12 protein-coding genes are annotated in these 16,473 nt (G+C 55.3%); 9 read left to right on the top strand and 3 right to left on the bottom strand.

Annotated features, from left to right (window positions below):
* A partial coding sequence (locus G4923_RS14005; protein ID WP_205600438.1) for a VCBS domain-containing protein occupies positions 1 to 2,439 on the bottom strand: 2,439 nt, incomplete at its 3' end.
* Between the two features lie 1,504 nt (positions 2,440 to 3,943).
* Here G4923_RS14005 and G4923_RS14000 point away from each other — a divergent pair.
* The 6 genes from G4923_RS14000 to G4923_RS13975 all read left to right on the top strand — a co-directional run bounded on the left by G4923_RS14000 (position 3,944) and on the right by G4923_RS13975 (position 8,834).
* Entirely contained in the window at positions 3,944 to 4,501 is a 558-nt protein-coding gene (locus G4923_RS14000; protein ID WP_106886435.1) for a TMEM165/GDT1 family protein, read from the top strand.
* Positions 4,502 to 4,711: 210 nt separating this feature from the next.
* The gene (locus G4923_RS13995; protein ID WP_139751443.1) at positions 4,712 to 5,650 is read left to right on the top strand and encodes a DUF2157 domain-containing protein; all 939 of its coding nucleotides are present in this window, start codon (positions 4,712 to 4,714) and stop codon (positions 5,648 to 5,650) included.
* Positions 5,651 to 5,743: 93 nt separating this feature from the next.
* Positions 5,744 to 6,751 carry a DUF4401 domain-containing protein gene (locus tag G4923_RS13990; protein ID WP_163137429.1) on the top strand — a complete coding sequence of 336 codons (1,008 nt, stop codon included), beginning with the start codon at positions 5,744 to 5,746 and terminating at the stop codon, positions 6,749 to 6,751.
* Positions 6,748 to 7,245, top strand: coding sequence for a GDYXXLXY domain-containing protein (locus G4923_RS13985; RefSeq protein WP_163137428.1), 498 nt, complete (start codon positions 6,748 to 6,750; stop codon positions 7,243 to 7,245). The genes G4923_RS13990 and G4923_RS13985 overlap by 4 nt, the downstream gene beginning before the upstream one ends.
* 163 nt (positions 7,246 to 7,408) lie before the next feature.
* Positions 7,409 to 8,182, top strand: a complete 774-nt coding sequence (locus G4923_RS13980) for a substrate-binding periplasmic protein (protein WP_411167230.1) — start codon at positions 7,409 to 7,411, stop codon at positions 8,180 to 8,182.
* Between the two features lie 397 nt (positions 8,183 to 8,579).
* The gene (locus G4923_RS13975; RefSeq protein WP_041204490.1) at positions 8,580 to 8,834 is read left to right on the top strand and encodes a hypothetical protein; all 255 of its coding nucleotides are present in this window, start codon (positions 8,580 to 8,582) and stop codon (positions 8,832 to 8,834) included.
* Positions 8,835 to 9,097: 263 nt separating this feature from the next.
* Here G4923_RS13975 and G4923_RS13970 read toward each other — a convergent pair whose 3' ends face one another.
* Both G4923_RS13970 and G4923_RS13965 read right to left on the bottom strand, forming a co-directional pair.
* Positions 9,098 to 9,385, bottom strand: a complete 288-nt coding sequence (locus G4923_RS13970; RefSeq protein WP_163137427.1) for a hypothetical protein — start codon at positions 9,383 to 9,385, stop codon at positions 9,098 to 9,100.
* Between the two features lie 113 nt (positions 9,386 to 9,498).
* Complete coding sequence (locus G4923_RS13965; RefSeq protein ID WP_163137426.1) at positions 9,499 to 10,584, bottom strand: GGDEF domain-containing protein; 1,086 nt, start codon at positions 10,582 to 10,584, stop codon at positions 9,499 to 9,501.
* Positions 10,585 to 11,977: 1,393 nt separating this feature from the next.
* Between G4923_RS13965 and G4923_RS13960 the strand changes: the two genes are divergently transcribed.
* From G4923_RS13960 to G4923_RS13950, 3 genes are read left to right on the top strand one after another with little or no spacing between them, the layout of a single operon-like run.
* The gene (locus G4923_RS13960) at positions 11,978 to 13,231 is read left to right on the top strand and encodes an ABC-three component system protein (protein WP_163137425.1); all 1,254 of its coding nucleotides are present in this window, start codon (positions 11,978 to 11,980) and stop codon (positions 13,229 to 13,231) included.
* Positions 13,228 to 13,917 (top strand): ABC-three component system middle component 1, encoded by a 690-nt coding sequence (locus tag G4923_RS13955; protein WP_163137424.1) that lies wholly within the window; start codon positions 13,228 to 13,230, stop codon positions 13,915 to 13,917. Before G4923_RS13960 ends, G4923_RS13955 begins: the two co-directional genes overlap by 4 nt.
* Positions 13,883 to 16,213, top strand: coding sequence for a hypothetical protein (locus G4923_RS13950; RefSeq protein ID WP_163137423.1), 2,331 nt, complete (start codon positions 13,883 to 13,885; stop codon positions 16,211 to 16,213). Before G4923_RS13955 ends, G4923_RS13950 begins: the two co-directional genes overlap by 35 nt.
* Positions 16,214 to 16,473 lie beyond the last annotated feature (260 nt).

The raw sequence follows: 16,473 nt of genomic DNA, 5'->3' as shown, positions 1-16,473 counted from the left end.
GATGGTGATGGTCACGGTCTCGCTGGCGGTGCCATCGATCGAGTCGACGCTGAAGGTTTCGACGCGGGTGTCGCCAGCGCCCAGGTACTGCACGTCGGCATTGGCCACGCTGTAGCTCCAGGCCCCGGCGGCGGTGATGCTCAGGCTGCCAAGGGCACCGCCGACGGTGGTGTCGGTGACACTGCCGGTATCGAAGACATCCTCGCCCTGATCGACGTCTGCCACGCTGAGGCTGCCGCTGTCGGTCAGCAGCGGATCGTTGGCGTCCTCGCTAACGGAGCCAACGGCATCGCCACTGATGGTGGCACCATCGTTGCTGCCGGTGATGCTAAGGGTCAGGGTGGCCGTCGATGTCTGGCCTGCCGAATCCATGATGGTGTAGCTGAATACGTCGTTGACGATTTGGCCCTGGGCTATGCCCTGGGTATCGCTGTCCATATTATTGAGAACGTAGCTGTAGCTGCCGTTGGCATAGAGGGTCAGGGTGCCGTAGGTGCCGGCTACCACGGCACCGACATTACCGCTACTACCGTTGACGGCGGAGACTGTCAGGGTGTCAAAGGGCAGGTCCGGGTCGGTGTCATTGGCCAGCACGTTGCCGCTGGCACTGGGATCACCGGGGATGGCATTGGCCACCCCGCCGGCTTCGATCAGGGGATCACTGGCATTGCTGTCTGCATTGGCAATCGGCCCCAGGCTGCTCACCCCCAGGAAGTCCCCCACCACCAGGTGGTGGATGCCCGTCAGCTTGAACGCCAGCTCGGCCACGGCCGGATTGCCGCTGATATCGGCATAGACATAGGTGTTGCCGCCTTCGTGCTTGAACCACACACCGTAGGCGGTCGGGGTGGTTCCACCCCATTTGAGGTCGACGTCGTCTCCGAGCAGTTGGACCAGATCGATCTTGTCGGGGCCGCCGGCCGCGATCAGCGGGTTTGAGCCGAGATCCTTGATGCTCAGGAAGTCGGTGATGGTGTCCATCCCCATGGTGGTGGAGTCGGACCAGCTCTGCAGATCGTAGTGATCATAACCCCCATGCCAGCCACCCCAGCCATGCCAACCGCGGTGAGAGTGCTGATTGAGCTCGGCGGTGAAGATGAAGGTGTCGGCGCCGCTGCCGCCACTCAGGGTGTCGGCCCCCAGACCGCCGGCGATCTCGTCGGCGCCGCTTCCCCCATACAGGCTGTCATTGCCTTTCTCACCGAAGAGCGCGTCATCCCCCCCTTCTCCATAGGCGGTGTCATTGCCGCTGCCGGCATAGATGGTATCGGCCCCTCCGGCACCAGCGCCTGCGAAGTTGTTGCCGTTGTCGCCGTAGAGCGTGTCGTTGCCCTGGCCGGAGAAGATGAAGTCATTGCCTGTGGCGCCAGCGAGGCCGGACGCCGAGTCCTTGCCATCGCCATAGATGATGTCGCCACCACTTTCGCTGAAGTAGCCGTGACGCCAGCTGTTGTCGTCATTGTTGCCGATGCGATCGTCCCCCGAGCCGCCATACAGCAGATCGCGGCCATCAGCGCCGCTGATGATGTCGCCGCCTGCGCCGCCATAGACGGTATCCCGGCCATCCCCTCCCTTGAGGGTGTCGTCACCGGCGCCGCCGTCGAGCAGATCGTCACCGTCCTCGCCGTAGATGAGGTCGTTGCCCCCTTCACCGTACACGGCGTCATTGCCGCCACCGGCATAGATCCTGTCATTGCCGCCGACAGTGCCACCCAACCCGCTGTCACCATAGATGCGGTCGTTGCCACGGCCGGAGTAGATGAGATCGCTCCCCACTTCGTCTGCGCCGCTCAACCAGGCGCCGCTGGCCGAGTTCTTGCCATCGCCGTAGATCACATCCTGACCGTTTTCGCGGCTGAAGTTGCAGCGCCAGGCATCGTCGACACCGATCACATCGTCCCCTGAGCCACCGTAGAGGGTGTCATTCTGGTCGGCTCCTACAAGCCGATCGCTCCCTTTGCCGCCGTAGACAATGTCGCGGCCATCACCGCCGTTGATGTAGTCGTTGCCATCGCCGCCATCGAGCAGATCGTCTCCCGCCTCACCGTAGATGACGTCGTCCCCATCCTGGCCATAGACAGTGTCATTGCCTTCGCCGGCGAGGATCACATCCTTGCCCGCCCCGGCAAAGATGGTGTCGTTGCCACTCTCACCGTCGATGCTGTCATTGCCGCTGCCGGTGGTGATGTTGTCGTTGCCCGAGCCACCATCGACCGTGTTGTTGCCATTGCCCGCGTTGATGACATCGTTGCCGCTGCCGCCGTCGATCACGTCATTGCCGGCACCGGCTGTGATGGTGTCGTTGCCCGAGCCCCCATCGACAGCGTTGTTGCCTTCCCCCGCATTGATGGTGTCATCCCCGGCACCGCCATTGATCGCATCGTTGCCGGCAGTGGCGTTGATGATGTCGTTTCTGTTCGTTCCGTTGATATTGGCCATGAGCAAGTTCCTTTAAAAAGTGGGGGAAAGTGCGATATCGCTGAGGATCTGGGGGTGACAAGGGCGCATCTGCCTCGCACGCGGCGAGAGATGAGCCCCGTCTGTCTTACAAAGTGGATCTGGGCCAGCAGTCATGAGGAGCGGGCTGTTCTCTCCATAGCCCCCCTTCCTGAGCTGCGTGGTGAAATCTGTCGCCGTGAAGCCATCCTCTCCAGTCAACGAGGGACGGCGATGGCCGCTGAGCGCGGCGTGGTGCGCACTCGGCGCGGTGCCATCCTGCGACCTGGCGGTGCTCGGAAACGGGGCATCAGGGCGAAGCGGCTGGCGATGGTTCTGCTGATGGGGATAAGGCGCGCTGGCGGGGAGAGTGGTTTGACGGCGGCCCTGGTGGCCGCATTGGCGGATGCTCTGCTGGCAGCGCCTGGCGCAGGGGCCACCAGCGAGCCCGGCCTGCCCTGCCGCAGGCATGCCAACGACAACAAGGCGCCGAGCCGGATAAGCCCAAGGTGTGGGGGCCTGCGCCAGCGTGCGCACAAGGCCGCTGCCGGATGGAATTGGATTGCGGGAGAGTGGCGGTATCAAGTCAGCTTGCGGTGACTCGGCGCTCACAGCGTCGAGGGCGGTCTCGACGGCGAAAGGTCTGCAACTGGCATCCCCTTCCCCGGAACGCCGCTGGCCGTCGATTGCCATGGGACACATCGGCCCCTGTGGCCAGATGTCGACGACACCTGACCCTAAAACATCGACCCCCATTTTAAACCCCTTAAATCCATTTAAGAGAGATAGTCAGAGTCAATCACCGTCATCCGTGATGCCTCTGCAAGGCACATCAACTTCAACCTGTCTCGGTCTTGAAAACGCACTCGCCATGGTGGCGCATTTATTTTTGGCTAAGCGTAGTTGCTGTCAGATTTGACAGTTGCGAATTTATTTTTTTGCTGCCTCTGGAAATTGGTGTTACGCCATTTTCCCCCGCCCGCGGGGGCTCTGGGCAGCGGTGCTTGTTGCCTGTTTCACAACGCATTTTTCGTTTGCCGCTTTGCCCCCTGTGACAGGTGCGCCGCTCCGGCCCGGGTGTCAGGGCGTGCTTGATCCTGCCCTCCCCCGGGGTCGGTGAAGGCGGGGCAACCGCTAGGGGATGGTGGAGATGAACGCAGGAGGGAACATCGAGAGTCAGGGGACAAAGGGGGCCTGAGCCAGATCGGGCTGGAGAGAGCCAGCGGTCACATCAAATCGGTGAAGGGGTGATCCCCCAGCCACACGCCTTGCTTCAGAGGACGTTTTTCCCTAGAATGCCGGCTCCCATCGAGGGGGAGTAGTCTCGCCACGGGTGCCAACCCGGTGCGCGACCCTGATCAACATACTTGGTGCCAACTCACCATGGTCAGGGTGATCCGGGCAATGCCGGATTTGACAAGACCTTTGACGGGCCAGTGCCAATACCGGGGACGGATGGCGCAGGCTTGTCTTTGGTTTATAACAATTCCGTCCCCCGGTCATATTTATGGAAGCCTTGTTAACCTCAACCCTGAGCGTGGCCATCGCCGAGATCGGCGACAAGACCCAGCTCCTGGCGTTGCTGCTCATCTGTCGTTTTCGCAAACCCTGGCCCATCATCGCCGGCATGCTGGTTGCCACCCTGCTCAACCATGCGGGTGCCGCCTGGATAGGGGAGTTCATCAGCAGCTGGATGGACCCCAAGGTGATGACCTGGCTGGTCGCCGGTGCCTTCATCGCCATGGCGGTCTGGATCCTGGTGCCGGACAAGATGGACGATGAAGAGAGTTCCCTCGACAAATACGGCCCCTTCATGGCCACCTTCGTGCTGTTCTTCATCGCCGAAATAGGCGACAAGACCCAGATAGCCACTGTGCTGCTGGCGGCCAAGTACGACTCTCTCACTCAGGTCATCACGGGCACCACCCTCGGCATGATGCTGGCCAACGTGCCCGTGGTGCTGCTTGGCAAGCTGGGGGCCGACAAGCTGCCCCTCCAGGGGATCCGCATCGCCTGCGCCATCCTCTTCGTGGGCCTGGGCGCCAGCACCCTGATCTTCGTCTGACGCGCCAGCAACGAGGGGGATGGGACTGGCGTGAGCACCCAGCCATATCCCCCTCTGCCCGTCATCAGAGCCCCCTCCTCCCGGTCGGGGCTTTTTTGTCGTCCGCGTCCTGCCTCCCTGTCGCATCAGCGCCACCGGGGTCTGCCCCGGGACGCGGCGCCGTGCCATAATGCCTTACCATTCAGGCACGACGGCACCAGGAGCCTCGCCATGCTCGTCACCTCAAGACAGACCCTGCTCGACTGGGTCAGACGCGGTCGTCTCCCCAGGGAGTCATTGCCCGCCGCCCTCGCCCTCTGCGATCTGCCCCCGGCCCCCGTGCGCTGGCAGTGGCTGTTCGACAGGCTGCTGCTCTGGCTCGGCTGCCTCTGCCTGGGGGCTGGCCTGGTTTTCTTCGTCGCCTTCAACTGGCAGGCCCTGGGCCGCCTCTCCCGCCTCGCCCTGCTGGAGCTGCCCCTGCTCGCCATGCTGCTGGTGCTCTGGCGCAAGCCCCTGGCCGACACCCCACGCCAGGCCCTGCTGCTGGCGGTGGCCCTCAACATAGGCGCCCTGCTGGCCCTGGTGGGTCAGACCTATCAGACAGGTGCCGATCCCTGGCAACTCTTCGCCACCTGGGCCCTGCTGCTGTTGCCCCTGGCGGCGCTCGGCAGGAGCCCCCTGCTCTGGACGCTCTGCTGGCTGCTCGGCCAGCTGGCCCTGGTGCTCTATTGGCGGCTCGGTCTCATCGATCTCTTCTTCTCCTTCAATGAAGAGGCCCTCGGCTGGTGCCTGACCCTGCTCAACGCCGCCCTCTGGGGGGCGCTCATCCTGGCCCCCGCGCGGCTCGGGCTCATGCCCTCCTGGCTCCCGGGGCTGGCCGCCGGGCTCGGGGTCACCCTGCTGGCCCTGCTGGCGCTGTTCGATGCCGCCTCCCCCTGGGTCTGGCCCGCCTGGCTCGCATGGCTTGGGGCCGCCTACCTGCGCTGGCACCACAGGTTTATCGCCGGGCTCGCCATGGGGTGCCTGAGCCTTATCGCCGTGATCCTGGCGGCCCTTGGCAAGTGGATGGAGCCCGATATGAACGGCTTCCTGCTGCTGAGCCTGATTGCCATCGGCCTCTCGGTCATGGCCAGCCGCTGGCTGCAACAACAACGGAGGTCCCATGCCTGAGCCGATCCTCTGGTCACCCCTGCTGGCCATCCCATCGCCATCGGACTTTCATGGTCGCGGCCAGCCGCTGGCTGCAACAACAACGGAGGCAACATGTCTGATCTGAGCCCCTGGGAGAGGCTGCGGGCCGCCCATCTGGTGGAGGGCGACGCCCCCCGGGACGAGCAACCCCACTGGTCGAGCCGCTTCCTGCTCGGCATGGTGGGCTGGCTGGCCGCCCTCTTCCTGCTGTTCTTCCTGTTCATGGCCTTCGAGAGCCTGATCCGCGAGGCGAACCACGCCCTTGTCATGGGCACCCTGCTGATGGCCGCCGCCCTCGGCCTCAACCGCCTGGCCCGGCGCAGCGATCTCTGGGATCAGTTCGTGCTGGCGCTCGCGCTCGCGGCCGATGCCTGGCTGCTCTATGGCCTCATCGACCAGATTGACCCCCACTCGGCCCCGCTCTGGCTGGGGCTGGCCCTGCTGTCGCTGGCCATCGCCGCCCTGTTCGAGCACTGGCTGGTTCGCCTCTTCCACAGCTTCGCCGCCGCCATCCTGCTGACCATGGGGCTCGCCTGCCTCGGCCTGCAACTGCTGGCCCTGCCGCTGGTGATGGCCGCCCTCACCTTCTGCTGGCTGCAGGCCGAGCGCGACCCAGAACGCCATTCGCTCTATGAGTCCCTGACCCTGGGGCTGGCACTCTCCCTGCTGGTGCTGGGCAGGTTGCACCATCCACTCTGGGACGGCGGCACCAGCGCGCTCGACGAGCTCGGGATCTCCCGCCTGCCGCTTATGCTCAATCCCCTGCTCTGCGCCGCCCTGCTGCTCGGGGTCATGGTGAAACTGAAACTGCCGTTGCTCTACGGCCTGCCCCTGGTGGTGATCAGCGCCATCATCCCCGGCATGGGAGCCGGCGCCCTGGTGCTGGTGCTCGGCTTTTATGCCGGGAGCCTGGGGCTCATGACCCTGGCCGGCCTGCTGCTGCTCGGCTTTGGCTCCCTCTACTACTACGATCTCGGGCTGACCCTGATGACCAAATCCTGGCTGCTGCTTGGCTCGGGGGCCCTGCTGCTCGGCGCCCGCCAGTTGTTGAACATCCTCGGCAAGGAGATCGCCTCATGAGACGCCTTGGTTTCTTGCTGACCGGCCTCGCCATCCTGGTAGGCATCAATGTCACCGTCTGGCGCTTCGAGCATGCCATGAGCAGCGGCGAGACAGTGCTGCTGGAGCTGGCCCCGGTCGATCCCCGCTCCCTGATGCAGGGGGATTACATGCGCCTGAGCTACGCCCTCGCCCGCCAGTTGGGGAGCCCGCGTCAGGAGGGCGCCGCCACTCAGACCCTGGTCATCCGCCTCGATGAGCAGCAAGTAGCGCAGCGGGTGGAGGGGGGCACCCCCGACGCCCTGGCCCCGGATCAGCGCCTGTTGCAGGTCCGCCGGCAGCACAACCAGTGGTGGATAGGGCCGGATGCCTTCTTCTTCGAGGAGGGGACAGCCGTCCAGTACGAGCAGGCGCGCTATGGCGAATTCAGGCTGCAACCGGACGGCGCAACCCTGCTGGTCGGCCTGCGCGATCAGGCCCTCAAGCCCATAGGCCATACCCGCCCGGCCTGGTGATGGGCAGTCCCAGGAGCGCGCTGCCGCCCCCCTGTTGCGCCACGCCTTGGCACAGCAACGGCGATGGCTCGCCCCTTCGGGTGGCGAAACCCCGTGGCTTGGCAACACTTGAAGCTGGGCACTCGGCAGCAGGACGGTCAGGATGAGCGCAGGAATAGGAAGGATCAGGAACAGAACCGCCCTCTTGGCCACACTTTTAGCCACACTCTGGGGCGGGCCGGGGGAGATGGGGCAGGCCAGCGCCAGCCCGGCCCTTGGCAAGCTTCACTACCTCACCGAAGAGTACAAACCCTATAACTTCACCGGGGAAGATGGCAGCCCCAGCGGCTTTGCCATCGAGCTGCTGCACCAGGTGTGGCAGAAGACGGGCACCCCGCCCCAGGAGATCAGCATCCTCCCCTGGGCCAGGGGCTACTACCTGCTGACCCAGAAGCCCAACGTGGTGCTCTTCGCCACCGCCCGCACCGAGGCGCGGGATCCCCTGTTCAAGTGGGCCTGCCCCATCGGTTATGCCGAAATCGTGCTGATGGGGCTGGCCAGCCATCCCCTCAAGATCGCCCGGCTGGAGGATGCCCAGCAGCACACCATAGGCGCCGTGCGCGCCGATGTGGGGGAGCAGCTGCTGCTCAACAGCGGCTTCGACGAGCAAAAGATAATGACAGCCAACCGCCTCCCCCAGGCGCTGCGGATGCTCACCTCGGGCCGGGTCGACCTCATCTCCAGCAACAAGGCCACCCTGATGGATCTCATCCAGGCCCAGCAGCTGGATCCCGCCCAGTTCGAGGTGCGCTGGGTGCTGAGTTCGGAGCAGTTCTGCTTCGCCTTCAGCCATCCGGTGGACGATGCCCTGGTCAAGGAGTTCCAGCACGGCCTGACCCAGGTGCTGGCCAGCAGCGAGTTCCAGCGGATCCAGCACAAGTACTTCCCGGTGCCCTAGTGCCCTTCGATGCCAGCAGAGAGGCCCGCCATGTGCCTCTCGCTTGCCGGGCACCGCTCTCCTTGCCCAGCCCCGCTCTCTTCACTCAGCCCCGCTCAACCCTTGACCCCCATCACGAACACCATTGAATGTCTGACGCCGGTCGCCCCCAGGGGTGACAGGGGGCGCTCTGGGTCCGTAAAATGACGCCGGGAGTCTGTTGGCCCTCTCTTCGGGCAAGGGGACGGGGCACAATGGCGGCCAAGCCGTTGCGGCAACGCCCCTGGTGGCGCGCACGACGGCAAGCCGCCGGGCACCCTTCCCCCAGGCACCATCTCCCTATACCCCGGAGCCCATGGCACCGGCATCTCGTTTGAACAGATCAGGATTGAAGATGCAAGGCACAGTGAAGTGGTTGATGAGTATCTCGGTTTGCGCCCTGTTGATGGCGTGCGGTGGCGACAAGACCACGGGCAAGGCCTGTCTTGGCGCCAACAATGACTCTCTGGTGGAGGGGATGCAGGACAAATGCAAGGCGGGTGACACTGTGGCCACCAAGCACCCGGCCTATTTCTGCGACTTCAACTACGCCGTCGCCTACAACAGTTACAACTCCGCCATCTGCGTCTACTCGGGGGCATTGAAACCGGAGCGCACCACCGAGAAATCATGACCCGGGCAACCCCGCCAGGGGTTGCCATCAGGCAGCAGAATGAGTGGCCCGAACCTTATGGTTTGGGCCCTTTGGGCCAAAAATGGTCGTTATTTGACCCGCATCAGGCGGTGGCACTGCCCACCGAGCTCCAGCTGGACCACCAGGGAGAGGGCCATGGCATCGACCCGGGCCATCTATTTGACCCGCATCAGACGGTGGCACTGCCCACCGAGCTCCAGCTGGACAACCTGGGAGCGGGCCATGGCATCGACCCGGGCCATCTATTTGACCCGCATCAGACGGTGGCACTGCCCGCCGAGCTCCAGCTGGACAACCTGGGAGCGGGCCATGGCATCGACCCGGGCCAGCATCTCGGCGCTGTAGCCCTTGCGGTGCATCCACTGCATGGGCTCCTCGAAGCTGCCTTCGTTGACGATGAAGGTGTCTGTGTAGGCATCCTTGATGATGCTGACCACCCAGATGCGCTGCTGAAACTCGGAAAGCTCCGCAAAGAGGCTGGCCACTTTCGCCGCCAGGGCGCGGAGCTGGCCGATAACGCGGTTTGCCATGGTAGAGAGTGCCTGTGTTGAGGGAGACGCATCCTAGCATCCCGGGCGCGGGGGCAACAATGCGCGGCATCAAAGCCGCGGCCCCTGGCCCCCTTGCCATGGGCAGGGGCGCCTCAGATGCAACCTGCCCGCCCCTCCAGCGCGCGGCGCTGGCGCTTGACCGCATACATGCGCGCATCCGCCTGGCGCAGGGCGTCGTCTATGCTGGTGCGCGCCGGATCTATGGCCACGGCCCCCACGCTGGCACCGGGATAGTCCAGCACCCGGGAGGGGATTGGCACTTGAAAGACGCTCTGCTCGAACAACCGGCGCTGGAAGCCCTGCACCGCCCCCTCGACCGTCTCATGCCCCTGATGAGGCCCCATGCCCACCACGACGAACTCGTCCCCCCCGACCCGCGCCAGCAGATCGCCGCCGCGCAGGGCCGCCGACAGTTGCTGCGCCATGGTGATCAGCAGCTTGTCCCCCGCCTCGTGACCGTGGGTGTCGTTGATCTGCTTGAAGCCATCGAGATCGATAAAGGCGATGAGCACAGGGTGCCCGGCCCGCTCCGACAGGGAAAACAGGCGAGCCAGCTCCTGCATCAGGGCCCGCCGGTTCGGCAGGCCGGTCAGGGGATCGCTGAGGGCCTGGCGCGCCAGCTCCTGGTTGGCCTGCTGCAACTGCTGCAGCAACTGCTCCCGCTCCACATGCTCGGCGATCAACCGTGCGAAGAAGCCTATAAGCTGCTCTGAGCCCGCCACGAAGGGCTTGCGCTCGGCGCTGGCGGCGCACAGGGTGCCATAGAGTGACCCCGAGGGGGTGCGCACCGGGCTGCTCAGATAGGTGCGAATGCCCATGATCCTGGCCGCATCCGAATCGCCCCAGCACTCGGCCACGTTGTCGGTGAACATGCGCCCCTCATCGATGGCGCGCCGGCACAGGGTATCGCTCCAGTCCACCGTGATCCCCTCCGGGATCTGCAGCCCGGCCACGTCGTTGGCGTTGTTGGCGTTGTTGGCGTTGTTGGCATTGTTGGCATTGTTGGCATTGTTGGCATAGCGGATGCTCTGCGTGCCCTGCTCGACATCAATCTGGGTGAGATAGGTCGACTCCAGCCCGGTCACCGCCTCGAGCATTTCCAGCAGGGGCCGGGTCAGGCTCTCCAGATCCCGCGCCTGCGTGACCCGCTCCGACAGGGTCTGCAATATCTTGTCCATGCCTCTCTCCACTGCCTGCATGTGATGGGCGACCACCTTAGCCAACTCGGGACACGCCAGACAAGTGCGAGAAAGGGGTAAGCCGGGGAAATACCACCCCGTTCACACTTTGGCAGGTCACGCCTGAGACCCCGCCCCACCCCAGGCGTGCGGCCGTAACTTTGAACCAGCGCAAAAAACCTGTCGATTCTGACACTTGAGTCAGCAATATCCGTGGATCGGGCCCCGTCGGCTCCGTAGGATGGGGGTGGGTGCCCGTTGGACCCTTTTTCGTATGCCAGGGTCAGCGGCGCATTGTGGTAGCGAGAGCCAGGGGCGGTAGCGTCGTTGGCGGATGCCAGCCCGGCATCCCGCGCCTCGGCAAGGTGCGAGGGTTCCACCCTCGACGGGGTTTCCGACGGCCCCGGGACAAGTAGGGTCGAGTCGGGTCGATTAGCGAAGCGTAATCGTCCGCGATAGCAGTCCCCTCCCCCCAACGGGAGAGGCGTAGGGTGCAATAAGCACAGCGCATTGCACCACGGTAACAATTCCCTCTCCCCTTGGGGAATAGGGTTAGGGTGAGGGGTCACTCACCGTCATTTGGCATGGCTACGCCTGTAGGCGTCGAGTAGGGTCGATTAGCGGAGCGTAATCGTCCGCGGTAACAGTCCCCTCCCCCCAACGGGAGAGGCGTAGGGTGCAATAAGCGCAGCGCATTGCACCACGGTAACAATTCCCTCTCCCCCTGCGGGAGAAGGCTAGGGTGAGGGGTTCGGTAACCTCATTGCCCTGCAACAAGGTATTGGCATGGCTTCGCCATGCAGGACACGAGGGCGTTGCCCTCGACGGGGTTTCGCCCGCCCTTCGGGCTTGGGCGAGTGACTTTTCTTTGCGTGGCCAAAGAAAAGTCACCAAAAGAAAGGCCACCCCCACTTGTTCGCCCTCCTGCGTCGGGTGCCCTCGGTTCACCCCTTTGTCCCACGGCACGCGCCGATGGGCCATCCCTGGCCCAGCGGCGCTCGCTCGGCGTCCTGCCTCGCGGCCTGGACAAACGGGCTCACCTTGGCGAACAAGAGGGGGCATAACCCAACCCGCAACCCCAAGGCCTGTTAATAGCACTCTGTCTATTCGGGGCAATGATCGGGAGGGGGTTATCTCTAATCCGGCCCCTCGCCCACCCCGTGGCGAGACCAGATTGCCGCACATATGCAACAGGCATCATCGATATGGTTGCATAGGTGAAAAAATCATTGCGAGTACAGCAGCAAGCAGCTCGCATCCCTATTGGGAGATAGCTTTATATAGAATGTCCGAAAGTGAAAATTACACTGTGATAAAATGTTATTTCTAGAATTTATTACTTATTTATTAATTTAAGAGTTCATTTGTAGAAGTTATTTGGAGACATACAAAATTGTCAAACGTAACACCGCAAGTGGTAAATAGCAGTGCGATCCCTGCTTGGAGTGGATTCGTTTATCAAGGGAAAGTAGCCCTCTACCATGTAATAAAAATATTATCTGAAGGTAATACTCATGCTAGCTATTTGAAGATAGAAACACTAGATGATTTTGTTATTCACTCTGGGAACGATGATGTAATATCACTTCATCAAGTAAAAACCATGCAAAGTAAACATCGCTCCAATTACAGTTCAGCGTTAGAGCAAGCATCTAAAATTAACTACGAATGTAATTCAAATACAGTTCGTTGGTTTCATGTCTCAATGGAGCTTGATGATTTTTCTGATAGACAACAAGACTTATCAAAAAATGAGCATCAAGTAAAATTTTATTTATATCATGATGGTAACAAATACATCAAAACAGGAGACATTGACTCAAAACTTCACGAAATAATCCTTAGATACTTAATTCAGAACAATTTAAATTCAACACCATATCTCATAGAATATAAATGTGCAAAGCTACAAATGCTAATTGCTGCCAGAGTAAATCTGGCCCACCATCGAAACCAGCATGAAGATATTAATAAGTTTGAAGCCGCAGATTCTATACCTATCCATTTATCTGAAATAACATCTTGCCTCCATGAGGAAATAATCCATAATGAAGATCAGTTAGCTATTTTATTTGAATTTAGAAAAACTCTTCTCAATAGAACAGATCAAATCTTAGAACAGTTGCAAAATGAATTGGATTTAGATCTTAATGGTATTTTCAAATGTCGTTATAAAATTGCCAACATGGACATAGACACGCTAAAAATATTATATTTTTCAAAAAGACCAAATCAAAAAGAAATTTCACTATCTGGATTTAGTGATGCAACAGTAGATCAATATCTTAGAATAATTTTAGATATCGAAGGAATAAAAACTACCGATGACTTACCATATTATTTTTCCACTCCCTATGGCTCATATCTCCCGACAGCAATGAGACTTGACCGTTTAAACAAACAATTAGATGTAAAGCATATTCAAGAAAACGTTGATTGCCTTCGAGGCAATATTATCATTCAAAATATACTATATGATTATGATAATCTAGTTGTTGATATGACTAGCAAGCCATTTAAACTAAACGATGAATCTAGCTCTATTGGCAAATTGATTGATGTTTTTGGCCACAGTAATGACAGAATCACCAAGATTAACAATGTTAGATTTATTTCGTCCGTTGATGCGAGGAAAGAGATAAAATGATTGACAAGATAGTTTCGTATTTATCAATACATTCATCCTGCCAGTTTGAATTAATAGAATCAGCATCAGAAGCAATTTTGTTTTATAAATCAAAATCTCCCATATATCAACGATTCTTAACTGTAATTACACTAGGCACTCTAATTAAACCAAGCGAACTCAATGAATTAGTACTCCTTCACACCCCCCAATCATTTATTGAAGAACCTGGATTTTCTAAAAATACTGATGTGATAATCATTTTTAAGATTAGTGATCTAGATGAGATCTCTGATTATGAAGAGGATATTTTTTCACTTGAGGAGGACTCTTATAGTTTTAAAAAACATGTCCTATATTACTCAGACAAAGAATTAGAACTAATAAACTCTATTAACATAGATAGCATCTATGACTTGATAAAAGACCAAAGTAAATTTAAAGAATATAAACAAAATCCATTTAAAGCCTCAATATACAGTATTATTTGCCGTATTTTTATTAAACTCCCATTTCTTTCTGTCCCTGTGGATGAGTCAGAACTTGATGAACCATGTATCTATGCTGATAACGATTTAAGAAAGGCACGTTTATTTAGCCAATGCCAAAATTTTGAACGTACGATTGAGCAATATAATTCAGACTATACATTAGCTGTTAAGGAGTATATTCGTGGAAAAATGGCGAATTCATCGACTGAAGATTAATGACTTTAAAGTATTTAGTTGTTTTGATGAGGTCTACTCTGAAAATCTCGTCGTATATGATGGACCAAATGGGTTTGGGAAAACGTCATTGTTCGATGCCAAACAATTATTATTCAGCAAATCTTTACCGAGAATATCAGCGAGAGTATCAGCACTTAACACTAGAGGCTCTGCCAATAAAAAATACTCAAAAAATCTCTATCGACACCACTCTAGTAAAAATGATATATCCATTATTGCTGAGCTAAAAAAGGGTAATGAGTCTATCTGTGTAATGAGACGAGCCTTAAAAAAAGAACTTGAGCGTTCTCAAAACAAGCCCAACAGCTTTGATGATTTTAAATTATATGAACTCCCATCTTTTGATGATATTAATAATGCAAAACTTGTTTTAAATGAACAGCTGTTTTGGGCGGATAAATTAGGTGATAAATTCCTAAACAACTTCTCAGTACTAAATTACCTTCAGCAAGATAGCAAATCAATTATAATCCCGGATAAATGTGATGACCGCCCAAGAACCGGACAAATTGAGCATTTAATAAACCTTGATAAACTTAAACTAAGAATTGAAAATATATCAAAACTTAAATCTGAAAGTAAAAACCAACTAACGGATAAAGAATTACTGTCAGAACAATATAAAAATGAAATTACAGAATTAGAAAAGTCATTATTATCTGAAGATATTAATGATACATCTTATATCAGAGTAACCTCTTTAGCTACACCACCATATTGGGATATGGAGCAACCATTTTCCACTCAAAATTTCTCTCAAATATTTGACATGCTGGAGCAGGTTAACTATCTAAAAAAATTATTTGACCATAATGATGAAGTTGCTAAAAGAATACGTAACAAACAAAAAATTGACTTTACTAAGCGAGAGGAATTCGATTTAGCTATTAGGCTTTATCATCAATTTAGCCAAGCTGATACAATAAATAAAAACCATCAATTATTGAATAGACTAGATAAATTAATTAGCATCCTCAATTTTGCCCCATCTAAATTGTCATCAGTACATAATGAAACTATAAGTAACTATCTTGATGAGAACAGTAAATTTGAATTAAAACAACTTCTACAAGACAAAAATAAATTTCTTATAGAGCAAGGAGGGTTAAGTTCAAAACAAGCTGAGATGCTACAAATACGTGATAAGCTTATATTAATGAGCAATAATGATGAATCTTCATGCCCATTGTGTGGTTTCGACTATATAGAACGGGTGTTACTAATAGAAGCGGTTAACATTAAAACTCAAAATCTTAAATCTCTTTTAGATGACTTAGGAAAAAAAATAGCAACATGCTATCAAGAAATAACTCATATTTTAAATCCACTAAAAGAAAAATACACCCCTATATTAGAGAAATTAAAATCCGAGTTCAATATAAATTTATATAATGAACTCAAAGAGCATGAGCATCAAAGTACACGACTAATCAATATAGGGAAACGCATCGCTCTTTTACAAATTGAATTGCCTACTACATATACTGCAGATGAGGTGGAACAAAAGGAGCAAATTGATAAAGTTAAACAAGCAATCCTCAAGTCCCTTGAGCATGAGGATGACATCATAACCAATCAAGACATGTCTTTTTACCACAGCAACTTTAACGATATTTCACAGCTGCAAGAATTAAGCATTGATATAATTCAGTCAAAGATATCATACATACAAAAACAATATAACATATCAATTAATACATCAATTCTTAAAAAGAAAGAGCGATTAGATACTTGTAAAAATGAACTTGTTTTATTGAAAGAAATGAATGGTCAACTTGATGCTATTGAAGCCAGATTGAAAAAATCGCAAACTCGTTACATTAACATTACAATAGGCCAGATGGAATCATTATTCCATATTTATAGTGGGCGTCTACTTCAAAATTATCAAAGTGGTCTAGGGATTTTCATTGATATGCCTGAAGGAGATCGAAAAAATGCGACTATGAATTTTTTCACCACAAAAGATTTCCATCACGATGCAGCTCTATCCATGAGTAGCGGGCAAATTAGTGCTTTATCGTTATCATTATTCTTAGCATTAAATAAGAAGTATGCAAAAACAGCTTTCCTATTTATAGATGACCCCACCCAATGCATGGATGAAATAAATATAGCATCGCTGAGTGACTTGCTTAGAGTTGAGTTCAGAGATCGACAAGTGATCATATCCACTCATGAGCAAGATATATCTAACTATTTATGTTATAGATATGGTAAAGCAGGTCTTGATAGACAAAAAATTAATTTATTACAAAAATCCAAAAAGCATTAAAGCAGGCTTTTGGTCAAAACTTACAAAAGATAATATATTTAACATTAATCTTTAAAAAACCGCAGCCTTGAGCTGCGGTTGTTATTTCTACTCCCCAAAAACTCTCGTACCCAAACCAAAACGCTATTTCGTCAACCCCCTGCACTGCTCTCCCCCTGCGGCGGATAGGCGGTCAATATGAAAGATGAAGCCACGGGCGGGCACGGTATTGGTGCCCCCTGCAAACCGCCGAGTCGAGTTCAACGGGTCAGGAGCGCCAT

Origin of the sequence: Aeromonas rivipollensis, assembly GCF_010974825.1 — a bacterium.
GTDB lineage: Bacteria > Pseudomonadota > Gammaproteobacteria > Enterobacterales > Aeromonadaceae > Aeromonas > Aeromonas rivipollensis.
The sequence above is the reverse complement of the archived record's forward strand: the minus strand, read 5'-3'. Positions and strand labels throughout refer to the sequence as shown.